This is a genomic window from Janibacter indicus (genome assembly GCF_900176385.1).
GTDB lineage: Bacteria > Actinomycetota > Actinomycetes > Actinomycetales > Dermatophilaceae > Janibacter > Janibacter indicus.
Window position 1 is genome coordinate 158,810 of the sequence record NZ_FWXN01000007.1, and the last position, 21,079, is coordinate 179,888.

The 21,079-nt window shown below is 71.3% G+C and carries 21 protein-coding genes; 10 read left to right on the forward strand and 11 right to left on the reverse strand.

Going from position 1 to position 21,079, the window contains the following annotated elements; translation table 11 throughout:
* Window positions 1–208 precede the first annotated feature (208 nt).
* The 4 genes from B9B60_RS17785 to B9B60_RS10135 all read left to right on the forward strand — a co-directional run bounded on the left by B9B60_RS17785 (window position 209) and on the right by B9B60_RS10135 (window position 3,161).
* Complete coding sequence (locus B9B60_RS17785; protein ID WP_327078583.1) at window positions 209–1,453, forward strand: ABC transporter substrate-binding protein/permease; 1,245 nt, start codon at window positions 209–211, stop codon at window positions 1,451–1,453.
* Window positions 1,440–2,231 carry an amino acid ABC transporter ATP-binding protein gene (locus B9B60_RS10125; protein WP_072624946.1) on the forward strand — a complete coding sequence of 264 codons (792 nt, stop codon included), beginning with the start codon at window positions 1,440–1,442 and terminating at the stop codon, window positions 2,229–2,231. The genes B9B60_RS17785 and B9B60_RS10125 overlap by 14 nt, the downstream gene beginning before the upstream one ends.
* A gap of 4 nt (window positions 2,232–2,235) precedes the next feature.
* Complete coding sequence (locus B9B60_RS10130) at window positions 2,236–2,565, forward strand: DUF4031 domain-containing protein (RefSeq protein ID WP_084451285.1); 330 nt, start codon at window positions 2,236–2,238, stop codon at window positions 2,563–2,565.
* Between the two features lie 62 nt (window positions 2,566–2,627).
* Entirely contained in the window at window positions 2,628–3,161 is a 534-nt protein-coding gene (locus B9B60_RS10135) for a hypothetical protein (protein WP_084451286.1), read from the forward strand.
* A 10-nt stretch (window positions 3,162–3,171) separates the two neighbouring features.
* Here B9B60_RS10135 and B9B60_RS10140 read toward each other — a convergent pair whose 3' ends face one another.
* Entirely contained in the window at window positions 3,172–3,822 is a 651-nt protein-coding gene (locus B9B60_RS10140) for an HD domain-containing protein (protein ID WP_159451189.1), read from the reverse strand.
* A 26-nt stretch (window positions 3,823–3,848) separates the two neighbouring features.
* On the opposite strand from B9B60_RS10140, the gene B9B60_RS10145 reads away from it, so the two are divergent.
* Complete coding sequence (locus B9B60_RS10145; RefSeq protein ID WP_084451288.1) at window positions 3,849–5,348, forward strand: purine-cytosine permease family protein; 1,500 nt, start codon at window positions 3,849–3,851, stop codon at window positions 5,346–5,348.
* Window positions 5,345–5,914: a cysteine hydrolase family protein gene (locus tag B9B60_RS10150; protein ID WP_084451289.1), complete on the forward strand. Its 570-nt coding sequence runs from the start codon at window positions 5,345–5,347 to the stop codon at window positions 5,912–5,914. The genes B9B60_RS10145 and B9B60_RS10150 overlap by 4 nt, the downstream gene beginning before the upstream one ends.
* On the opposite strand, the gene B9B60_RS10155 is transcribed toward B9B60_RS10150, so the two are convergent.
* Window positions 5,901–6,308, reverse strand: a complete 408-nt coding sequence (locus tag B9B60_RS10155) for a VOC family protein (RefSeq protein WP_084451290.1) — start codon at window positions 6,306–6,308, stop codon at window positions 5,901–5,903. The genes B9B60_RS10150 and B9B60_RS10155 overlap by 14 nt on opposite strands.
* A gap of 10 nt (window positions 6,309–6,318) precedes the next feature.
* On the reverse strand, window positions 6,319–7,227 hold the full coding sequence (locus B9B60_RS10160; protein WP_084451291.1) for a LysR family transcriptional regulator ArgP: 909 nt from the start codon (window positions 7,225–7,227) through the stop codon (window positions 6,319–6,321).
* A 70-nt stretch (window positions 7,228–7,297) separates the two neighbouring features.
* On the opposite strand from B9B60_RS10160, the gene B9B60_RS10165 reads away from it, so the two are divergent.
* Window positions 7,298–7,891, forward strand: coding sequence for a LysE/ArgO family amino acid transporter (locus B9B60_RS10165; RefSeq protein ID WP_223277600.1), 594 nt, complete (start codon window positions 7,298–7,300; stop codon window positions 7,889–7,891).
* A gap of 9 nt (window positions 7,892–7,900) precedes the next feature.
* Here the strand turns inward: B9B60_RS10165 and hflX are convergent, their stop codons facing one another.
* On the reverse strand, window positions 7,901–9,421 hold the full coding sequence (gene hflX, locus B9B60_RS10170) for a GTPase HflX (protein WP_084451292.1): 1,521 nt from the start codon (window positions 9,419–9,421) through the stop codon (window positions 7,901–7,903).
* A 43-nt stretch (window positions 9,422–9,464) separates the two neighbouring features.
* Window positions 9,465–9,605: a hypothetical protein gene (locus B9B60_RS17185; protein ID WP_159451190.1), complete on the reverse strand. Its 141-nt coding sequence runs from the start codon at window positions 9,603–9,605 to the stop codon at window positions 9,465–9,467.
* A gap of 143 nt (window positions 9,606–9,748) precedes the next feature.
* Here B9B60_RS17185 and B9B60_RS10175 point away from each other — a divergent pair, with 143 nt between their 5' ends.
* Window positions 9,749–11,185 (forward strand): amino acid permease, encoded by a 1,437-nt coding sequence (locus tag B9B60_RS10175; protein WP_234993833.1) that lies wholly within the window; start codon window positions 9,749–9,751, stop codon window positions 11,183–11,185.
* Here the strand turns inward: B9B60_RS10175 and B9B60_RS10180 are convergent.
* The 3 genes from B9B60_RS10180 to B9B60_RS10185 all read right to left on the reverse strand — a co-directional run bounded on the left by B9B60_RS10180 (window position 11,155) and on the right by B9B60_RS10185 (window position 14,355).
* Window positions 11,155–12,264, reverse strand: coding sequence for an alkaline phosphatase D family protein (locus tag B9B60_RS10180; protein ID WP_327078584.1), 1,110 nt, complete (start codon window positions 12,262–12,264; stop codon window positions 11,155–11,157). The two genes, B9B60_RS10175 and B9B60_RS10180, sit on opposite strands and share 31 nt — an antisense overlap.
* A gap of 41 nt (window positions 12,265–12,305) precedes the next feature.
* On the reverse strand, window positions 12,306–12,581 hold the full coding sequence (locus B9B60_RS17790) for a hypothetical protein (protein WP_327078585.1): 276 nt from the start codon (window positions 12,579–12,581) through the stop codon (window positions 12,306–12,308).
* A gap of 67 nt (window positions 12,582–12,648) precedes the next feature.
* The gene (locus tag B9B60_RS10185; protein ID WP_084451294.1) at window positions 12,649–14,355 is read right to left on the reverse strand and encodes a glycerol-3-phosphate dehydrogenase/oxidase; all 1,707 of its coding nucleotides are present in this window, start codon (window positions 14,353–14,355) and stop codon (window positions 12,649–12,651) included.
* Window positions 14,356–14,413: 58 nt separating this feature from the next.
* Here B9B60_RS10185 and glpK point away from each other — a divergent pair, with 58 nt between their 5' ends.
* Window positions 14,414–15,946 (forward strand): glycerol kinase GlpK, encoded by a 1,533-nt coding sequence (gene glpK, locus B9B60_RS10190; RefSeq protein ID WP_084451295.1) that lies wholly within the window; start codon window positions 14,414–14,416, stop codon window positions 15,944–15,946.
* On the opposite strand, the gene B9B60_RS10195 is transcribed toward glpK, so the two are convergent.
* Complete coding sequence (locus B9B60_RS10195; protein ID WP_084451296.1) at window positions 15,947–17,509, reverse strand: HNH endonuclease; 1,563 nt, start codon at window positions 17,507–17,509, stop codon at window positions 15,947–15,949.
* A 157-nt stretch (window positions 17,510–17,666) separates the two neighbouring features.
* Between B9B60_RS10195 and B9B60_RS10200 the strand changes: the two genes are divergently transcribed.
* Window positions 17,667–18,278 carry a class I SAM-dependent methyltransferase gene (locus B9B60_RS10200; protein ID WP_072624956.1) on the forward strand — a complete coding sequence of 204 codons (612 nt, stop codon included), beginning with the start codon at window positions 17,667–17,669 and terminating at the stop codon, window positions 18,276–18,278.
* On the opposite strand, the gene B9B60_RS10205 is transcribed toward B9B60_RS10200, so the two are convergent.
* Window positions 18,241–19,149 carry a hypothetical protein gene (locus tag B9B60_RS10205; RefSeq protein ID WP_084451297.1) on the reverse strand — a complete coding sequence of 303 codons (909 nt, stop codon included), beginning with the start codon at window positions 19,147–19,149 and terminating at the stop codon, window positions 18,241–18,243. The two genes, B9B60_RS10200 and B9B60_RS10205, sit on opposite strands and share 38 nt — an antisense overlap.
* A 41-nt stretch (window positions 19,150–19,190) precedes the next feature.
* A complete protein-coding gene (ggt, locus tag B9B60_RS10210; protein WP_084451298.1) occupies window positions 19,191–21,017 on the reverse strand; it encodes a gamma-glutamyltransferase in 1,827 nt (608 codons plus the stop codon).
* Window positions 21,018–21,079: the final 62 nt, after the last annotated feature.

The window sequence follows — 21,079 nt, forward strand, 5'->3', positions numbered from 1 at the left end:
GTCTCGCCCACCTCCTGCTCGCGCTCGCCGTGGCCCTCGGCCCGGCGCTCCTGTCCGCGCCCGCCGCGCACGCTGCGCCTTCCGTTCCCGCGACCCCCGAGAGGACGTCCGCCCAGGTGCCCGACCCCCTTCGGGTCGGGACCGAAGGGGTGTACGCCCCTTCTCGATCAAGCAGGGCGACGACTTCACCGGCTTCGACGTCGAGGTGATGAAGGCCGTCGGCGAGCGTCTCGGGGTCGAGGTCGAGTTCGTCGCGACGCCGTGGGACTCGATGTTCGCCGCCCTGGCCGCAGGGCGCTTCGACGTCGTCGCCAACCAGGTCAACGTCAACCCCGAGCGGGAGAAGCTCTACGACCTCTCCGACCCCTACGTCGACACCGCGGGCGTCCTCGTCGTCGCCGAGGACAACCCCGAGGGGATCGAGGAGCTCTCCGACCTCAAGGGCATGCGCGCCGCCGAAAACCTCACGAGCAGCTGGGCCGAGGTGGCCAAGGACCACGGCGCCGAGATCGTCGGCGTCGACGGGATGAACGAGGCGATGTCGAGCCTCAAGGAGGGTCGCGTCGACGCGATCGTCAACGACAAGCTGGCGGTGCGCAACTACATCGCGACCAGCCCCGACCCAGGGGTCAAGATCGTCGCCGAGACCGACGACCAGGCCCAGTCGGTCTTCGCCGCGAAGAAGGGCACCGGCTACATGCCGGAGATCAACCAGGCCCTCGCGGAGATGGAGGAGGACGGCACCACCCAGGCGATCTACGACAAGTACTTCTCCGCCGACAAGGCCGCCCCGAGCGCCTGGGACCTCGTCAAGGACAATGCCTGGCCCATGGCCTGGGCGACGATCAAGGTGACGATCCCGCTCACCGCGATCTCCTTCGCCATCGGCCTCGTGCTCGCCCTCGTCACCGCCATCGGCCGCATGTCGACCTCCGCCGTGCCACGGGCCATCGCGCGCGCCTACATCTCGATCATCCGGGGCACCCCGCTCCTCGTGCAGCTCTTCCTCATCTTCTACGCCCTGCCCGAGATCGGCATCGACCTGCCGCCGTTCGTCGCCGCCGTCATCGCCCTGTCGCTCAACGTCGGCGGCTACGCGGCCGAGGTCATCCGCTCGGCCATCGAGTCGATCCCCAAGGGCCAGTGGGAGGCGGCGCAGACGATCGGCATGGGGCCACGGACGGCGCTGCGGCGGATCATCCTGCCGCAGGCGGCCCGCACGGCGATCCCGCCGCTGTCCAACACCCTCGTCTCCCTGCTCAAGGACACCTCGCTCACCTCGATCATCCTCGTCGTCGAGCTGACCCAGACCGCCCGGTTCGCCGCGGCACCGACCTTCCAGTACATGCCGATGTTTGCGCTCGCCGCCCTCTACTACTGGATCATCTGCACGATCCTGTCCGTCCTCCAGGACCGCGCCGAGGAGAGGTTCAGCCGTTATGTCGCAGCCTGAGGTGGTCGTCTCCGCGGCCCACGTCCGCAAGAGCTTCGGTGACAAGGAGGTCCTGCGCGACATCTCCTTCGAGGTCGGCTCCGGCGAGGTGACGGTCGTCCTCGGGCCCTCGGGCTCGGGCAAGACCACCCTGCTGCGCGCCCTCGGCGGGCTCGAGCGCCCCGACGCCGGCGTCATCACGGTCGGCGACGCGAGCCTCGACTTCGGCGAGCTGACGCCCGGACGTCACGACCGGCTCCCCCGGGGTCAGCGCGAGCAGCTGACCGCGCTGGGCCGGCAGAGCGGCTTCGTCTTCCAGGGACACAACCTCTTCGCCCACAAGAGCGCCCTCGACAACATCACCGAGGGCCCCGTCGTCGTGCAGGGCGAGGACCCGCAGGCCGCCCGCGAGCGGGCCCTGGCCCTGCTCGACCAGGTCGGTCTGTCCGAGCACGCCGACAAGTACCCCTTCCAGCTCTCCGGCGGACAGCAGCAGCGGGTCGGCATCGCCCGGGCCCTCGCCCTGCGCCCGTCGGTCGTGCTCTTCGACGAGCCGACCTCGGCGCTCGACCCCGAGACGGTCGGTGAGGTGCTGCAGGTCATGCGCGACCTCGCCGAGCAGCACTGGACGATGGTGGTCGTCACCCACGAGATCCGCTTCGCCCGGCAGGTCGCCGACGAGGTGCTCTTCATCGACGGCGGGGTCGTCGTCGAGCGCGGCGCACCCGAGCAGGTGATCCTCGACCCGCAGGCCGAGCGGACCCGGTCCTTCCTCCAGCGGATCCTCGACCCGCTGTGACGCCATGATCCTCGTCGACCCGCCCACGTGGCCCGGCTGGGGTCGCACGTGGAGCCACCTCGTCTCGGACGACTCGCTCGAGGAGCTGCACGCCTTCGCGCAGCGACTCGGCATCCCGCACAAGCTCTTCGACGAGGACCACTACGACGTGCCGATCGAGCGCTACGACGAGGTCGTCGCCGCCGGCGCGACGCCCGTGAGCGGCGGCGAGCTCATCCGGCGGCTCATCCGCAGCGGCCTGCGGGTCACGCAGGCGCAGCGAGGTCGCGCGGGCCACCCGCCCGTGAGCCCGTCCTCGGCAGGCCGTCGGGCGAAGTCGCGACCGGACTCATAGGCTGGGTGGCGCAGCACCACCGATACGACGCAACACGCACCAGACACAAGGGGACATTCAGCATGGGTAAGCACCTGACCACCGCCCGATCCTGCGCGCTCGTCGCGATCGCCGCTCTCGGCCTGTCCGCCTGCGGCGCACTCGGCGACGGCGACGGCGACTCGACCGTGACGGTCACCGAGTCCTCGCAGGACCAGAGCCAGACCTCCGAGCCCACGGCTCAGAGCACCACCACGACGCCCACCTCCACGGCGAGCACGACGGAGAGCCCCACCGAGAGCTCCACCGCGAGCTCGAGCGATGTGACCAACACTCCTCCTGCCGGGTCCACGCCCAACACCGACACCTCGAAGTCGATCGACGTCAACACCCTGACGGAGAAGGTCGAGGCCCACACCGACAGCCAGATCCCCCCGGACGTGACCCTGTCGTGCATGGGAGGCCTCGTGCTCGTCGCCAACGAGACCCAGAAGTGCTCGTGGATGGACTCCAACGGCAACGTCACCCGACTGACCATCACGGTCGACTGGGCAGCAGTGGTCGGCGACCAGATCCAGTACAACCTGTCGCTGGAGAACTCCGCCTACACGCCCTGACCAGCGGCCCTCACGGGCCACCGCGGAGCCGGTCGAGCTCGCGTCGCAGGTTGACGCGGGCTCGACCGCTCCAGCGCTCGTGCGCGTGGTCGGTGAGATAGAGCCGCCCCCGCTCGACGAAGGGGGCGAGCACCGCGCTCCTGCCCCGCGCGAAGTCCTCGTCGCCGACCATGCCGTACTCGATCCGGACCTGGTGGCAGTAGGCGTCGAAGCGCTCGGTCGGCGCCGCGAGGATCCACAGGTCGGCGTCGTGGAAGGCGCGAGCCGCAGGGCCCGGCGCGCTCATCTCGTGGGTGGCCGACTCCCGGACCAGCCGGGCGACGAGGGCGAGATCCGAGGGACCGAGGCCCAGGTCAGCGAGGCGCTGCTGCGCCAGCTCCGCAGACGCCTGCTCGTTGGCGCCGGCGGCGGCGTGGGTCTCGTAGACCGCGTCGTGGTACCACGCAGCCAGTCCGGCGAGGTGACGCTTCCGCGCGGGGAGGTCACCCCCTTCGGCCAGCTCGTCGAGGGCCGCGAGAACCTCCGCGAGGTGCACGACGTCGTGGTAGGAACGGTGGTCCTCGAGCCACCGGTCGAGGAGATCGGTGACCTCCGCCGCGGCCCGCTCGTGGGGTGCGGCGGGGCACAGAGCGGTCACATCGGCGTGCCATCGACTGCGCAACGTGTCCACCGTGCAATTCTGCCGGAATGAGCGCTGACTCCCCGCGGAGCGACACCCTCGAGTCCGTCCGGCGTGCGGGCGTCGAGACCACCGGCATCGAGATCATCGACGAGGCCGACCGGACCGCCCGCCCGGCCGACCTCTTCTGGCCGTGGTTCGCGGCCAACGTCTCCGTCTTCGGCATCTCCTACGGCAGCTTCGTCCTCGACTTCGGGATCTCCTTCGGTCAGGCCCTGCTGGTGTCCGTGATCGGCATCGTCGTCTCCTTCCTGCTGTGCGGGCTCGTCGCCGTGGCGGGCAAGCGCGGCTCGGCACCGACGATGGTCATCTCGCGAGCCGCCTTCGGCGTCCAGGGGCAAAAGCTGCCGGGCGTCGTCTCGTGGGTCGTCTCGATCGGGTGGGAGACCTTCCTGGCGATCATGGCCACGCTCGCGACGGCGACCGTCATGCGCGAGCTCGGCTGGGGCGGAGGCACGCCGACCAAGGTCGTCGCCATGCTCGTCGTCGCGGCCCTCATCGTCGGCGCCTCGGTCGCGGGCTACCACCTGATCATGCGTATGCAGTCGTGGCTGACCTGGCTGACCGGGCTGGCGACGATCGTCTACGTGGGCCTGACCGTGGGGCACATCGAGTGGTCGACCCTGACCTCCCTCGAGGGCGGGTCCTTCCAGCAGGTGCTCGGCGCGCTCATCATGGTGATGACCGGCTTCGGCCTCGGGTGGATCAACATCGCCGCCGACTGGTCGCGCTACCAGAGCCGCGAGGCCTCCTCCGGCGCGATCGTCGCGTGGAACACCCTCGGCGGCGCCCTGGCGCCCGCGCTCCTCGTCGCCTACGGCATCGGTCTGGCCGGCTCCGACGAGACCCTGCGCGCCGGCATCGTCGCCGATCCGGTCGGCACCCTCGCGACGATCCTGCCGACCTGGTACCTCGTGATCTTCGGTGTCGCGGCCGTGCTCGCGCTCGTCTCGGGCGCCGTCCTGGGCATCTACTCCTCGGGCCTGACCCTGCTGAGCCTCGGGGTGCGCATCCCCCGCCCGGCGGCGGCCGGCCTCGACGGCCTGCTGCTCACCCTCGGCACGATCTACGTCGTCTTCTTCGCCGAGAACTTCCTTGGCCCCTTCCAGTCCTTCCTCATCACCCTCGGCGTGCCGCTGGCCGCCTGGGCCGGCATCTTCCTGTCGGACCTCGCGCTGCGCCGGCGTGACTACGACGAGGAGGCGCTCTTCGACGCCCGTGGGCGCTACGGCTCGGTCGACTGGATCTCCATCGGCACGATGGTCCTCGCCTCAGTCATCGGCTGGGGTCTGGTGACCAATGCGATGCCCGACTCGACGTGGAACAACTGGCAGGGCTACCTGCTCAAGGCCTTCCTCGGCACCGAGCTCGTCGAGGACCCCGCCGGCAACTACTGGGCCGGCGACTGGTCCTACGCCAACCTCGGCGTCATCGTCGCCCTCGGGCTCGCCTTCGTCATCACCCTGGTCGCGCGACGGGGCATCGTGCGGCGGCAGGAGGAGCGATGACCGAGCTGCCCCCGCTCGACGACGCCTGGCTGGTGGTCATCGACCCCCAGCGGATCTTCGCCGACCCCACCTCGGAGTGGGGCTCGCCGATGTTCGACGACGCGCTCGCGCCGATCAAGTCCCTGCGCTCGAGCTTCGGTGCCGGGCGCACGATCGTCACGCGGTGGGTCCCCGGCTCGGAACGACCCGGCTCGTGGGGGCCCTACTTCGAGCGCTGGTCCTTCGCTGATCGCCCCGCGACCGACCCGGTCTTCGACCTCGTCACCCCGGCCGCGGGCTGGAGCAACCGCGGGTCGGTGGACTGCTCGACCTTCGGCAAGTGGGGTGAGCCGCTGACCCGCATCACCGGCCCCACCTCGACGATCGTGCTCGCCGGTGTCTCGACCGACTGCTGCGTCATCTCGACGGCGCTGCCGGCCGCCGACGACGGTGCCACCGTCGTGGTGGCCGCCGACGCCTGTGCGGGCTCGACCCAGGACAACCACGAGGCCGCCCTGCAGGTCATGGCGCTGTACTCGCCGCAGATCGAGGTCGCGACGAGCGCGGCGGTGCTCAGCTCACGGTGATGTTGACCATCCACGGGATGCCGTAGCGGTCGGTGAAGGAGCCGTACTCGTCACCCCACATCTGCACCTCGAGGGGCATCTCGATCTCGGCCCCGGCCGTCAGACCGGCCCAGTAGCTGCGCAGCAGCTCGGTCTCGTCGCCGCTGATGCTGATCGTCACCGAGGTGCCCAGGGTGCGGGTCATGCCGGGCGGGGTGTCGCTGGCGAAGATCGTGTAGCCCGCCTCGGTGACGAGGCTGGCGTGCATCACCTGGTCGGCGATGTCGCCGGCGTCGGGCATGCTGTCGCCGAAGGTGTGGACGAGCAGCTCACCCCCGAGCACCGACTGGTAGAACTCCATCGCCTCGCGGGCGTTGCCGTCGAAGTTGAGGTAGGGGTTGAGTTTGGAAGCCATGGCTCCGACGCTAGCCCCGGCCACCGACAGCGGGTAGTGCCGTGGGGCGAACGGGCCGCAGCGCCCGAGCCGCCTCGTGCACCGCCTCGCCGAGCCGCTCGATCCGCGCGGTGCGCAGCGTCCACGCCTGCCAGTACAGCGGGACGTCGCGGTGCTCCCGCTGACGCAGCAGCACCAGCCGGCCGGTGTCGAGGTCATCGCCCACCTGGGCCTCCGGGAGCATGGCCCACCCCAGCCCGGCCCGCACTGCCGCGGCGAAGCCCTCCGAGGAGGGCACCTGCGAGGTCGGCGGGACCACGCCGACCCCGAGGTCGCGCAGCACCCCGTGCTGCAGGTCGTCCTTGGCGTTGAAGCGCAGGACCGGCATGCGCTCCCAGTCGTGCCCACGGCCCTTCGCGAACTCCTCCGCCAGCGGTGCCGCTGCCACCGGCAGGTAGCGCATCGACCCGAGCGGTTCGGTGCGGCAGCCCGCGACCGGGGTCGGGTCGGCGGTCACGGCCCCCACGACCGCACCCCGCCGCAGGTGGTCGGCGCTGTACTCCTCGTCCTCGACCTCGAGGTGCAGCCGCACGTCAGGCCAGCCCGACGCGGTCGCGAGCACCGGCTCGAACCACGTCGCGAGGGAGTCGGCGTTGACGGCGACCGGGAGCTCGACGGGAGCGGACCCCCCTTCGCCCAGGTCGGCGCGGAGCTGGTCGGCGAGCAGGACCATCTGCCGAGCCGTGCGCACGACCGCCGTGCCGGCGGCGGTGGCCCGCACGGGAGCGCTGCGCTCGACGAGCACCCGGCCGGCCGCGGCCTCGAGCGCCTTGATCCGCTGGCTGACGGCGGAGGGGGTGATGCCCAGCGCACCGGCCGCCGCCTCGAAGGTTCCCTCGTCGACGACGGCGAGCAGGGCGCGGAGCTGATCGATCTGCATGAAGCAATGCTAATGACACTGCAGACTCTTTCGCTGGCCTTCAGGTGGACCCGACGCCTACCGTCAGCCCGTGATCGTCTCCGCCGTCGCTGGCCTGCTCACCGGCCTCACCCTCATCGTCGCCATCGGCGCGCAAAATGCCTTCGTGCTGCGCCAAGGGATCCGGCGTGAGCACCTGGCCCCCGTCGTGCTCATCTGCATCGCCGCCGACACCCTGCTCATCATGCTCGGCACGGCGGGTGTGGGCGCACTCGTCAGCGACCACCCGACCGCGGTGCGCGTCGTCACCTGGCTCGGCGCGGCCTACCTCGTGGGTTACGGCCTGCTCGCCCTGCGCCGGGCCGCGTCGCCGGAGGGCCTCGAGGCCACCGCTCTTGCCGGCCGCGGGTCGGTCATCGCGAGCACGCTCGCCATCACCTTCCTCAACCCGCACGTCTACCTCGACACCGTGCTCATGCTCGGGTCGATCGCCAACGGGCACGGCGAGCAGCGGTGGGCCTTCGCGACGGGGGCGGCGCTCGGCAGCATCGTGTGGTTCACCGGCCTCGGCCTCGGGGCCCGGGCGCTCGCCGGCCCGCTGGGCCGCCCGGGGACGTGGCGCGTCCTCGACGGCCTCATCGGCCTGACGATGATCGGGCTGGCGGTCCTGCTCGTCAGCCGTTGACCGCGACGGTCAGCCGGCCGCCGACGTCGTGGCGAAGGGGGTCAGCTCGGCCGCGAGGTCACCGTGCACCCGGGCGACGACGAGCGTGCCCTGGCCCAGGTGCTCCTCGGAGAGGATCTCGGCCTCGTCGTGCAGCCGGCTGACGAGGTCGCCGCGCGAGTAGGGCAGGAGGACCTCGACGTCGATGTCGGGCTTGGGCAGCTCGTCGGCGACGAGCTGGAGCAGCTCCTCGACCCCGGCGCCGGTGCGCGCCGACACGGCGATCGAGTGGCGCTCGTGCCGCAGGATCCGGTCGACGACCTCGGGGTCGGCGGCGTCAGCCTTGTTGACGACCACGACCTCCTTGACGTCGGTCGCGTCGACGTCGGCCAGCACCGCGCGCACGGCCGAGATCTGGCCCTCGGGGTCGGGGTGCGAGCCGTCGACGACGTGCAGGAGCAGGTCGGCGTCGGCGACCTCCTCGAGCGTGGAGCGGAAGGCCTCGACGAGCTGGTGCGGCAGCGCCCGGACGAAGCCGACGGTGTCGGTGAGCGTGTACTCGCGCCCGTCGGGCGTTTCGGCGCGACGCACGGTGGTGTCGAGAGTCGCGAAGAGCTGGTTGTCGACGAGGACGCCCGCGTGGGTGAGGCGGTTGAGCAGGGTCGACTTGCCGGCGTTGGTGTAGCCGGCGATGGCCACGGCCGGCACCTCGTGGTGCGCGCGGGCCGCGCGACGGGTGTCGCGGTGGGTCTTCATGCCGGCGAGCTCGCGCTTGAGCTTGGCGATGCGGGAGTTGATCCGGCGGCGGTCGAGCTCGATCTTGGTCTCACCCGGACCACGCGAGCCCATGCCCTGACCGCCGGCGGCCTGACCACCGGCCTGCCGGGACATCGACTCGCCCCAGCCACGCAGGCGCGGCAGGAGGTACTGCAGCTGGGCCAGCTCGACCTGCGCCTTGCCCTCACGGGACTTGGCGTGCTGGGCGAAGATGTCGAGGATCAGGGCGGTGCGGTCGATGACCTTGACCTTGACGACGTCCTCGAGGGCACGCCGCTGGCTCGGTGCCAGCTCGGTGTCGCAGACCACGGTGTCGGCGCCCTCGGCGACGACGATCTCCTTGAGCTCCTGGGCCTTGCCCGAGCCGAGATAGGTGCTGGGGTCAGGGGTCTGGCGCCGCTGCAGGACACCGGCGAGCACCTCGGAGCCGGCCGTCTCGGCCAGGGCCGCCAGCTCACGCAGGGAGTTCTCCGCGTCGGCAACGGTCCCGTCGCTCCAGACCGCCGCGAGAACGACGCGCTCCAGACGCAGCTGCCGGTACTCGACCTCGGTGATGTCCTCGAGCTCGGTCGACAGGCCCTGCACACGGCGCAGGGCGGAGCGCTCCTCGCGGTCGAACTGGTCGCCGTCGTAGTCGATGTCGCCAGCCGGCTCGAGGAAGCCGTCGCGGTCGGCCAGCGCCTGGGCGCGGCGGGAGAGCACCCGGTCGATGATCGGGCTGGGGGTGGTGTCGTCGTCGGCGTCGTCGTGGGCGCTGTGCAGTGGTTCGGTCATGTTCTCCTCAGGATCTCACCCTGCAACGCCGCAGGGCCAACCATTAGTCCCGGCCGTCCCCCATGACGGCATTGACGGCCTGCCCGAAGGCGCCCGCGACGAGGATCTCGATGCCCTCCTCTCCCTGATGGGTGACGACGCTGGTCGACCCGTCGGCAGCGCGGTGGTAGGCGTGCGGTGTCACCGGCCCGGGCTGGGACTCCAAGGCACCAGAACCCGTAGACCTGCCCGTCAGCGGCCTCGAGGTAGCCGGCGTCGATCGTCGTCTCGACCCCTCGTGATGCGAGATGCTGTCGAGCGAGCGCCATGAGCGTAGGGTCTCCAGCCGTGTCCGACTCCCCCACCACCGTCCCCGAGCACGAGCACCTCGACCGCGGGCTCAACCCCCGCCACGTGCAGTTCATCGCGCTCGGCACCGCCATCGGCACCGGCCTCTTCTACGGCTCCTCCGAGACGATCCAGGCCGCCGGCCCGGCCGTCCTCGTTGCCTACGCCGTGGCCGGCTTCATGGTCTACATCGTCATGCGCGCCCTCGGTGAGATGGCGGTCCGCCATCCCGTGGCCGGGTCCTTCGCGCAGTACGCAGGCTCCTTCCTCGGCCCCTACGCCGGCTTCATCGTCGGCTGGGTCTTCTGGCTCGAGCTCGCGGTCGTCGCGATCGCCGACATGACCGCCGTCGCGACCTACATGGGGCTGTGGTTCCCCGGCGTCCCCGGCTGGGTGTGGATGGTCGCGGCGATCGCCCTCATCGGCGCCCTCAACCTCCTGGCGGTGCGGGTCTTCGGGGAGATGGAGTTCTGGTTCTCCCTCATCAAGGTGACGGCGATCATCGCCCTCGTCGTCGGTGGGCTGGCGCTCATCCTCTGGGGGCGCGAGGTCGGCGGCACGACCCCGGACGTCGCCCACCTGTGGAGCCACGACGGCTTCGCCCCCTTCGGCCTGTGGGGCATCATCATGAGCTTCAGCGTCGTCGTCTTCTCCTTCGGCGGCATCGAGACGCTCGGGATGACGGCCGGCGAGGCCGACGACCCCGAGCACTCCATCGCACGCGCGGTCAACACCGTGCCCTTCCGCATCCTGCTCTTCTACGTGGCGGCGCTCGCGGTGATCATGTCGATCATCCCGTGGGACGAGGTCACCGGCGAGTCCTCCCCCTTCGTCGAGGTCTTCGCCGCGCTCCAGGTCCCCGCGGCGCAGCACGTGATGAACTTCGTCGTCCTCACCGCTGCCCTGTCGGCGATGAACGCGATCTTCTACGCCTGCTCACGCACGATGTACGGCCTCGCCGAGCAGGGTCACGCGCCGCGCTCCTTCCTCCACCTGTCGCCGCGGGCGCACATCCCGATCTACCCGGTGCTGTGCATGTTCGGTGCGGGTGCGGTGGGCCTCGTGCTCTTCCTCGTCATCGAGGACCGGCTCTTCTTCTTCGTCGCCGCGATCGCGTCCTTCGCGACAGTCTTCACCTGGCTGATGATCCTGCTCGCGCACTGGCGGATGCGGGCCGGCATGGCCCGCGCGGGCGTGGCACCCACCGGCTTCGCGATGCCCTTCTTCCCGATCCTCAACGTCATCGCGATGGCCTTCATGGTCGGCGTCATCGTGCTGCTGGCGACGACCGAGTCCGGCCGCGACGCCTTCTTCGTCGGTGCCGGCGCCCTCGTGTTCCTCACGATCGCATGGTTCACCCTCGTGCGGGACGAAGGGAGGGCGCCGATCGTCCTCGAGGACGCGGCTCACCTCTCCGGTGACAGCTCCCGGGTGTAGAGCACGCCGCCGCGGGCATCGCGCAGGGTGACGGTCAGCGTGCCGTCGTCGGCGATGCCGGCGTGCCCGAAGAACTGGTTGCCCCCGCGCGGCGACTGGTTGGGGTAGTCGGCACTCTTGACGAAGTCGACCCGCGGGCCGAAGGTCGCGTCCATCTCGTTGGGCCCGAAGGTGCCGGCGTTGATCGGACCGGCGACGAACTCCCAGAAGGGTCGGAAGTCGGTGAAGGCCGCTCGCTCGGGGCTGTAGTGGTGGGCCGCGCAGTAGTGCACGTCGGCGGTGATCCACACGACGCCGGGCACGTCCTTGATCTCGCGCAGCAGCCACGCCAGCTCGATCTCTTTGCCGAGCGGGGCACCCGGGTCCCGATTGGCCAGCGACTCCTGGGCGTCGCCGTCCGGGACGACGATCCCGATCGGCAGGTCGGCCGAGATGACCTTCCAGGTGGCCTTCGACGCCTTGAGCTCGGCCGCCAGCCAGCGCACCTGCTCGTCGCCGATGAGCGAGGTCCGATGCCCTTCGAGCCCAGCGGTGTTGGGGTCCTTGTAGGTGCGCATGTCGAGGCAGAAGACGTCGAGGTGCCTGCCCCGGGAGACCTTGCGGTGGATGCGCTGCCCGTCCCGACGGTCCTGGCCGTTGCTGATCGGCTGCCACTCCCACCACGCCTGCTTGGCCCAGCGGGCGAGGACGTCGACACGCTGCTCACGGTCGTAGGCGGGGTCGGTGAGGATCTCGCCGGGGTACCAGTTGTTGGTCGTCTCGTGGTCGTCCCACTGGGCCAGCACCGGCACGTCCGCGTACATCGCCCGCAGGTTGTCGTCGAGGTGGTTGTAGCGGTGCCGGCCACGGAACTCCGCGAGGCTCTGCGCCCGCTCCTCCACCTCGGGGATGACGAGGTTGCGCCAGACCTGCCCGTCGGGCTCGGTGACGCGGGCCTCGATCGGCCCGTCGGCGTAGATGGTGTCACCGCAGTGCACGAAGAAGTCGGGACGGGTCTCGTGCATCGTCCGGTAGGCCGTGTACCCGCCGAGGTCGGGGTTGATCCCCCACCCCTGGCCCGCCGTGTCCCCGGTCCACACGAAGGACTGGCCGGACCGACCACGCGGTGCCGTCGTGAAGGTCAGGTCCGCGGTCTGCCCCCTTCGCCCCTCCTCGTCCTCGAAGGCGACCTCGATCTCGTGCCGCCGCCCCGGGGCGAGTTGCCGCAGGTCGATCTTGCCCGGGCCCAGATCACCGCCGAGTTGGTCGTGACGTCGCCCGAGGCGACGCCGGAGGGCAGCAGTGGCCGGCTGCGGTGCACCTGGAAGGGGGCGGCGACGGCCGACGGCTGGAGGGCCGCCGCACCGGCAGCGGCGACGGTGGTGGACAGGACGACGCGACGGGAGATCTTGGGCATGGGTCGAGGCTCCCGCGCCCGGGTGGCGACGACGTGGGCACCAGGTGGCCGGCACGTGACCGGCAGGTCAGCCCTTGGCCAGAACCCGGATGTCGGTCGCCTCGGTGCGCTCGGCGTCGGCCCGCTCGTCCTCGGTCAGCTGCTGGCTCTCGATCTCGGCCCGCACGCGGCGCAGGTAGTGGTCGATCTCGGAGGTCGTGCGTTCCTCGTCCCAGCCGAGCTCGGCCGCGAGGATCCGCGCGGCCGGCTCGGCGGCCTCGACGCCGCGGTCGGGTGTCTCGATGGAGATGCGCATCCGGCGGGTGAGCAGGTCGTTGAGGTGGAGCGTCGCCTCGTGGCGGGCCGCGTAGACGACCTCGACCCGCAGGTACTCCTCGGCACCGGCGAGTGGCTCTGCGAGAGAACGGTCCTCGTCGATCATGGCGAAGAGGTCGACGGCCATCGAGCCGTAGCGGTCGAGCAGGTGGGTCACCCGCCAGACCGGCAGGTCGTGCCGTCGGCTCAGGGTGTCGAGCTGGTTGACGAGCGCCTGGTACCCCTCGGCGCCGACGAGCGGGATGTGGGCGGTGACGCTCTCGGGGACGCCGGGCGAGAGGTCCTCGCGGGCGGCGTCGACGGCGTCGGCGGCCATGACCCGGTAGGTCGTGTACTTGCCGCCGGCGATCGAGATCAGCCCCGGCTGGGGGCGAGCCACCGCGTGCTCTCGGCTCAGCTGCGAGGACTCCTCCGACTCTCCGGCGAGCAGGGGGCGCAGCCCGGCGTAGACGCCCTGGATGTCGTCGCGGGTGAGCGGGGTGAGGAGCACGCCGTTGATCTGCTCGAGGATGTAGTCGATGTCCGCCGAGGTGGCGGCGGGGTGGGCCCGGGAGAGGTTCCAGTCGGTGTCGGTCGTGCCGATGATCCAGTGGGTGCCCCAGGGGATGCAGAAGAGCACCGACTTCTCGGTGCGCAGGATCAGGCCGGTCTCGGAGTTGACCCGGTCGCGGGCGACGACGATGTGCACGCCCTTGCTCGCCCGCACGTGGAAGCGTCCTCGCCCACCGGCCATGGTCTGGATGTCGTCGGTCCACACGCCGGTGCAGTTGATGACCACCGAGGCGTTGACCTCGACCTCGTCGCCGGTCTCGACGTCGAGCACCCGGGCGCCCACGACGCGCTCACCGGCGTGGAGCAGGCCGGTGACCTTGGCGGAGTTGAGCACGGTGGCGCCGTAGGAGGCGGCGGTGCGCACGACGGTGAGGGTATGGCGGGCGTCGTCGCACTGGGCGTCGTGGTAGAGCAGGCCGCCGTGGTGCGCGGAGGGCTTGAGCCCGGGCGCGATCCGGCGCACTCCCCCCTTCGTCATCTGCTTGGTGCGCGGGACGGACCGGCCGCCGCCCATCGTGTCGTAGAGGGTCAGGCCGGCGGTGACGTAGGGCCGCTCCCAGACCGGGTGCGACAGCGGGTAGAGGAAGCTCACCGGCTTGACCAGGTGCGGGGCGATGCGGGTGAGCATGAGCTCACGCTCCTGGAGGGCCTCGCGCACGAGCGCGAAGTTGAGCTGCTCGAGATAGCGGACCCCGCCGTGGAAGAGCTTGGAGGACCGGGAGGAGGTGCCGGAGGCGAAGTCGCGCTGCTCGACGAGGGCGACCTTGAGGCCACGGGTGGCCGCGTCGAGCGCGACGCCCGCGCCGGTCACTCCCCCACCGACGACGAGGACGTCGAGGTCCTCCTCGGCGATGCGACGCCAGGCCGCGTCGCGCTGCTGGTGATCGAGCGGTGTGGGATTCGGCATGGCACAACGGTAGTCGGCAACCTGCCCGCCGAGGAACCCGACCTGACAGGATGCCAACATGAGTGCACCGACCACGTACGTGCTGTCCATCGACCAAGGGACGACGAGCACCCGGGCCATGGTCTTCGGCCGCGACGGGGCAGTCATCGCTACCGATCAGATCGAGCACGAGCAGATGTTCCCGCGGGCCGGCTGGGTCGAGCACGACGCCCTGGAGATCTGGGGCAACACCCGCCGCGTCATCGGCGGCGCCCTCGGCAAGGCCAACCTCAACAGCGGCCACATCGACGCGGTGGGCATCACCAACCAGCGCGAGACGACCGTCGTGTGGGAGAAGGCGACCGGGCAGCCGATCCACAACGCCATCGTCTGGCAGGACACGCGGACCCAGGCGCTGGTCGACGAGCTCGCGTCCGATGGCGGGCTCGACCGCTTCAAGGAGGTCTGCGGGCTGCCGCTCGCCACGTACTTCGCCGGGCCCAAGATCGCCTGGATCCTCGACCACGTCGAGGGAGCCCGGGAGCGCGCCGAGGCCGGCGAGCTGCTCGCCGGCACGATGGACACCTGGGTGCTGTGGAACCTCACAGGCGGCGGGGAGAACGACGGCGTCCACGTCACCGACGTCACCAATGCCTCGCGCACGATGCTCATGGACCTGCGCACCCTGCAGTGGGACGAGGCCACGTGCGAGGCCATCGGGGTGCCGGTGCAGGTGCTGCCCGAGATCCGCTCGTCCTCGGAGGTCTACGGCGAGTGCAAGCCGGGCGTCCTCAACGGCACGCCGATCGCGGGGATCCTCGGCGACCAGCAGTCGGCTACCTTCGGTCAGGCCTGCCTGACGCCGGGCACCGCCAAGAACACCTACGGCACCGGCAACTTCATGCTGCTCAACACCGGCACCGAGATCGTCTCCAGCGACAACGGCCTGCTGACGACGGTCTGCTACCAGCTGGGCGAGCAGGACGCGGTCTACGCCCTGGAGGGGTCGATCGCCGTGACCGGGTCGCTGATCCAGTGGCTGCGCGACAACCTCGGCTTCATCAAGGAGGCGCCTGAGGTCGAAGCGCTCGCCTGCAGCGTCGAGGACAACGGCGGGGTGTACTTCGTGCCGGCCTTCTCCGGGCTCTTCGCCCCGCACTGGCGGCCCGACGCACGCGGCGCGATCCTCGGGCTGACCCGCTACGCCACCAAGGCCCACATCGCCCGTGCGGCGCTGGAGTCGACGGCCTACCAGACACGTGACGTGCTCGACGCGATGCAGGCCGACGCCGAGCGGGCCGGCGGGCGGCTGACCGAGCTCAAGGTCGACGGGGGGATGGTCGCCAACGACACGCTCATGCAGTTCCAGGCGGACATGCTCGGCGTCGACGTCGTGCGGCCGCAGATCGCCGAGACCACGGCCCTGGGTGCCGCCTACGCCGCCGGCCTGGCCGTCGGCTACTGGGAGTCGACGGACGAGATCGTCGACAACTGGTCCGAGGGGAAGCGATGGTCGCCGTCGATGGACGAGGACGAGGTCGAGCGGCTGCACCGCAACTGGACCAAGGCCATCTCCAAGACCCTCGACTGGGTGGACGAGGACGTCGAATGATCAGGCGGCGAAGAGCTCACCGAGGCGCACCTCGAGGGGCGACCACAGCACGTCCGGGTGCGACACCTCCATCGGACCTGCAGGCACCGGACCCGTAGACACCTGCCCGATCGCCCCACGGCCGTGACCGAGGGGTGGTGGGGCCAGGCTGCGGGACTCGACGCCGGTCGGGGTGCTGAGGACCACCTCGTGGGGCCTCCCCCCGCCCGGATCGAGCCCGCTCGCGAGCACCTCGGCGCTCCAGCCGGGCTGTTCCTTGTCGAGGTTGTGCCGCTGGCAGACGCCCAGACCGTTGGCCGCTGAGGTCTCGCCGCCCCGGGCGAAGGCCTCGACGTGGTCCACCTGGCGCGCGGGTGCATCGCACCACGGCACCCGGCAGCCTTGGTCGCGCAGCTCGACGAAGCGCCTCAGCCCGCCGTGGAAGAGCCGACGCGTGGAGTCCATGGCGACGAGCTCGTGCCCACCGGGCGAGGTCCACAGGCGACGCAGCCACACCCCGGACGACGCGGCGTCGTCTGCGTCGGCGCCGTCGAGCAGACGCAGGACCATCTCGCGCGCCGTCTCCGGGGGCATCGCCCCGAAGCCCGGCACCTCGACCTGCTCGCCGCCGGCCGGGGCGACGCTGGCCGGGGCGACGCTGGCCGGGCCGTCGCTGGCCGGGGCGACGCCGGGCAGGAGGGCCGCCTCGCTCATGACGAGCGCGACCTCGACCGGCTGTGGCTGCCCCTCGGCCCGACCGGAGAGCAGCTCGAGAGCCGTGTCGGCGAGCCAGGCACCCTCGCCACGCCCGTCGGCTGCCCGCTCCGCATCGACCCGCGCGTCTCCGGTGGCAACATGGCGGCCCCGCTCGGCAGACCGCAGGGCCGCGTAGGCACCGACGACCTCGGCGACCGGACCGAGCACGCTCAGCCAGGCCATGCCATCGGGCGCGGGGCGCACCCCGACCCGGCGTGATGCCGCGGCCCGCCGGCGGCGCTCGACCAGTGCCGCCTGGTCGAGGTCGGCGCAGACCCGGTGGGCCGCCCGAGACAGGCCCTGGTCACCGAGCGTCGTCAGGCACCCGGACAGCCGACGATCGGCCTCGAGCCGATCGGCCGCCGCCAGGCACGCGGTCTCGCGGACGACGATCGTCGCCCGCCACTCGCTGATCTGCCCCGCAGTCAGGGCCGCCATCGTGCACGGCAGCTCGTGGACGAGCGCCCGCGCCACGCCCACGTGCCGATCGGCCTGCCCGGGTGAGACCCGCCGGGCCAGCGCCACCTCGGACCGAGCGGCCCGCCGCTGCAGCGACGCCTGCCGGTCGGACAGCTCCTCACGGGCGACTGCGGCAAGCACCAGCCCGTCGCGCTGCTCGACGAAGCCCTCGGTGGCCCGCGCCTGCAGGGCCGACGCCGCGCCCTTGGTCGACTCGAGGAGGGCGACCACCTCGAGGAGCTCGGCCTCGCCGAGGCCGTCGACCGATGCCGCCCCCAGGGCCGCCAGCGACGCCGCCAGTGCGTCGGGCAAGCGCGCCTCACTGCTGGCGTCGCACTCGCCACTGCCCCGCACCGTCGTCTCGGTCATCGCGCCTCCCCTCGCTCCCATCATTATAGAACACCTGTTCGATAGATTCACGAGGGCGGGCCAAGAAATGTCCCGGTGCAACCGCCCCCGGCCGAAGCACCCCCTTCGACAGCATCAGCCTGTCACCCACCACCGACAGCGCACCTAGGGTTGTCCCGTGACCGACCACTACTTCACCGACTCCCCTGCCGCGACCGATGCCGAGCGACGCCCGCTGGATGTCACGCTCGCCGGCCGAGAGGTCACGGTGGAGACCGCAGGTGGCACCTTCTCCCCCACCGGTCTCGACAAGGCGACGGCGATCCTGCTCGACACGGTGCCCCAACCCCCTTCTGCCGCAGACCTGCTCGACATCGGCTGCGGCTGGGGCCCGATCGCCCTCACCCTCGCGCTCCGGGCCCCCGAGGCCACGGTCTGGGCCGTCGACGTCACGGAGCGGGCGCTCGACCTCACCCGCCGCAATGCGGCCGCCCTCGGGCTGACCAACGTGCGGACCGCCCGTCCGGACGAGGTGCCGGCGAACCTCCCCTTCGCCGCCATCTGGTCCAACCCGCCGATCCGCATCGGCAAGCCCGCCGTCCACGAGCTGCTGCGCACCTGGCTCCCCCGCCTCGCGCCGGGAGCCGACGCTCACCTCGTCATCGGCAAGAACCTCGGCGCCGACGGCTACCAGCGCTGGATCAGCACCGACCTCGGTCTGCCGACCGAGCGCGTCGGGTCGAGCAAGGGCTTCAGGGTCCTGCGGACCAGCCGGCCCGCGGCGGGTTGACCAGGTCGCCCTCCCAGGTGAGGTCGCTCCCCTCCTCGACCTCGAAGGCCTCGAACCGGCCGTCGGCGAGCACCGCGTCGACGAGTGCCCGGGAGCCGGCCACGATCGTGCTGTCCCAGTCGATCTCGCTGGCGACCACCCAGGCGTGGTCCGCAGGCCAGACGAGCTGCGGGAGCGGCCCGTCGAAGACCGACGTCCACCCGATGCCCGCCCGGTGCGGCCACGTCTCGTCGGCCAGCTCGTCGCAGTCGGTCGCCAGCAGCACGTACTCGCGACCGGGAAGCACCAGGAGCGGGCCGCGTCGCACCGCCGCAGCGACGTCGGTCGCGACCGAGGTCCGCTGCTCCTCGAGATGCAGCCGCATCCGTGCGTCGGCCTCCGCCTCGGCGTCCGTCTCCTTGCCACCGTCGTCCTCGCCCGCATAGACCACGGTCGAGCCCGTCAGCTCGCCCCACCCCGCCCAGATGCCCACGACGAGCTGCTCGGGCGAGCGCGTGGCCTCCCGCAGGTGCCTGGTCAGCCCGGCGAGCAGATCGACGTCCAGGGCCCCGTCGCGCGACTGCCCGACCCGCCAGCCGTCGGCGAAGTCGACCCCCTGGTGGAGGTCCGCCAGCCGGTTCCACTGGACGAGCGGGTGCATCGTCAGCCCCTGTCGGGCCGCCACGCGCGACCACCGCCAGCGCCCCTCCTCCAGCACCGGGTGCATGCCCCACCGGTCGGCGACCGTGAGGTCCTCACGGTGCACCGGCACCGGGTGCAGGATGCGCGCGTAGGCCTCGAAGCCCGCGCCCGCAGTCCCACCGACCCGGCCCCAGCCACCGATCCGCTCACGCAGCCAGTCGCCGCAGGACACCTCCGTGATCAGCTCCATCCGGGGAGCCTACGGCGAGCGTCAGCGCTGCTGCCCCACCGTCACTCGTCCTCGTCGACGACCATCGCCGACCCGCCACCGGCACGCGTCGGCTCGGCCGCGGCCTCGAGGTCGTCGAGCCCGTGGACCCGGATCCCCGTGGCATTGCCGATCCGGTCGACCTTCTTGGTCGTGTGGCCCAGCGAACGCAGGTAGTCACCGACGTCGCCGTCCGCGAGCGCCGGCTCGAGCTCGGTCGCCGAGCCGTTGCGCGAGGAGACCCGTGGCGCGGCGAGCGCGTCGCCGATGGCCAGGTCGCGGTCGACGACCCCGCCGACGAGCTGGGCGACGGTCGTGATGATCGTCGCGCCGCCCGGGCTGCCGGCGGTCATCCACGGCGTGCCGTCCTCGAGGACGATGGTCGGGGCCATCGACGAGCGCGGCCGCTTGCCCGGGCCGGGCAGGTTGGGGTCGGGGACCCCGTCGGTCACCGGCGTGAGGTTGAAGTCGGTCAGCTCGTTGTTGAGCAGGAAGCCGTAGCCCGGCACGACCATGCCGCTGCCGCCGTACTGCTCGATCGTCAGCGTGTAGGTCACGGTGTTGCCGTCCTTGTCGACCGCGGTCAGCGAGGTCGTGTGCTGGTCCTCGGACCCGACGGCGGTGGTCTCGGTCGAGGCCTGGCAGTCGTCGTAGGAGCCGTCCGGCTGGCCGAAGGGGACGGGGCGGGTCATCGTCGAGTCCTCACCGAAGAGGCACGAGCGCTCGTCGGCGAAGTCCTGCGAGAGCAGCTCCTGCGTCGGCACGCCGGGCACGTCGCCGACCCAGCGGTTGCGGTCGGCGAAGGCCGTGGCGGAGGCCTCGGCGAACCAGTGCGCCCACTCCCCCTCGCTGAGGTCCTGCGTGCGCTTGCCGGTGCGCTCCTCGTAGGACTCGAGCAGGTTGAGGATCTCGCCGACGGCGATGCCACCCGAGCTCGGCGCTGCCATGCCGTAGATGTCGAGGCCACGGTGCTCGCTGTGGGTGGGCGCCTTGACCTTGGCCTCGTAGGCGCGCATGTCCGAGCGGGTCATCTGCCCCGAGGGGACGGTGACCCCGGGCGCCGTGCGGGGGTTGCGCGCGGTGTCGACGACCGCCTCTCCCATGGCGCCGCGGTGCATGGCCGCTGACCCATGGGTGCGCAGCTGCCGGTAGGCCTTGGCCAGGTCGGGGTTGCGCAGGACGGCACCGACCTTGATCGGCTCACCGCCGGGCAGGTAGATCTTCGCCGTGTCGGGGAACATCGCGAAGCGCTCGGCGTTGTCGGCGGTCGCGTCATGGAAGGTCTGGTCGACGACGAAGCCCTTGCGTGCGGTCTCCTCGGCCGGCTTGAGCAGCTTGTTGAGCGACATCGTCCCGTAGCGCTCGGCGGCCATCTCCCAGGTCGCGGGCGTGCCCGGGACCCCTACGGAGAGACCGGAGTTGACCACCGTGTCGAAGTCCATCGCCTTGCCGTCGGCACCTACGAAGACCTTGTCGTGGAAGCTCGCCGGCGCGGTCTCGCGGCCGTCGATGGTCTCGACCTTGCCGGTGTCGGCGTCGTAGTGGACGAAGAAGCCGCCGCCCCCGATACCGGAGCTGTAGGGCTCGACGACGCCGACGGCGGCGGCCATCGCGACAGCCGCGTCGGCGGCATTGCCGCCTCGCTCGAGCACGTCGATGCCGATCTGGCTGACGATGGGGTCGACGGACGCGACGGCCCCGCCGGCGCCGCGCATCACGGGGACCTTGGGCAGGTCGTGTCCGACGGGTGGCGGCCCGGGGTCGGCGGTTGCGGCGCCCCCGGTGGCGGCGGTCAGGGCCAGGGCCCCGGCCGCGAGCGTGCTGATCAAGGTCGGTGTGGCGCGTCCCATGCATCCACGCTAGGTGTGATCGGCCTCACGCGCAGCGCGAGCGGACACCACGGCCGCCCCGG

Coding starts and splice junctions, on each gene's coding strand:
- ggt (WP_084451298.1), bottom strand. CDS start 21,017: ATGGGACGCGCCACACCGACCTTGATCAGCACGCTCGCGGCCGGGGCC.
- B9B60_RS10195 (WP_084451296.1), bottom strand. CDS start 17,509: ATGACCGAGACGACGGTGCGGGGCAGTGGCGAGTGCGACGCCAGCAGT.
- hflX (WP_084451292.1), bottom strand. CDS start 9,421: ATGACCGAACCACTGCACAGCGCCCACGACGACGCCGACGACGACACC.
- B9B60_RS10160 (WP_084451291.1), bottom strand. CDS start 7,227: ATGCAGATCGATCAGCTCCGCGCCCTGCTCGCCGTCGTCGACGAGGGA.
- B9B60_RS10155 (WP_084451290.1), bottom strand. CDS start 6,308: ATGGCTTCCAAACTCAACCCCTACCTCAACTTCGACGGCAACGCCCGC.
- B9B60_RS10145 (WP_084451288.1), top strand. CDS start 3,849: ATGAGCGCTGACTCCCCGCGGAGCGACACCCTCGAGTCCGTCCGGCGT.
- B9B60_RS17785 (WP_327078583.1), top strand. CDS start 209: ATGAAGGCCGTCGGCGAGCGTCTCGGGGTCGAGGTCGAGTTCGTCGCG.
- B9B60_RS10135 (WP_084451286.1), top strand. CDS start 2,628: ATGGGTAAGCACCTGACCACCGCCCGATCCTGCGCGCTCGTCGCGATC.
- B9B60_RS17790 (WP_327078585.1), bottom strand. CDS start 12,581: ATGCCCAAGATCTCCCGTCGCGTCGTCCTGTCCACCACCGTCGCCGCT.
- B9B60_RS10150 (WP_084451289.1), top strand. CDS start 5,345: ATGACCGAGCTGCCCCCGCTCGACGACGCCTGGCTGGTGGTCATCGAC.
- glpK (WP_084451295.1), top strand. CDS start 14,414: ATGAGTGCACCGACCACGTACGTGCTGTCCATCGACCAAGGGACGACG.
- B9B60_RS10185 (WP_084451294.1), bottom strand. CDS start 14,355: ATGCCGAATCCCACACCGCTCGATCACCAGCAGCGCGACGCGGCCTGG.
- B9B60_RS10125 (WP_072624946.1), top strand. CDS start 1,440: ATGTCGCAGCCTGAGGTGGTCGTCTCCGCGGCCCACGTCCGCAAGAGC.
- B9B60_RS10205 (WP_084451297.1), bottom strand. CDS start 19,149: ATGGAGCTGATCACGGAGGTGTCCTGCGGCGACTGGCTGCGTGAGCGG.
- B9B60_RS10130 (WP_084451285.1), top strand. CDS start 2,236: ATGATCCTCGTCGACCCGCCCACGTGGCCCGGCTGGGGTCGCACGTGG.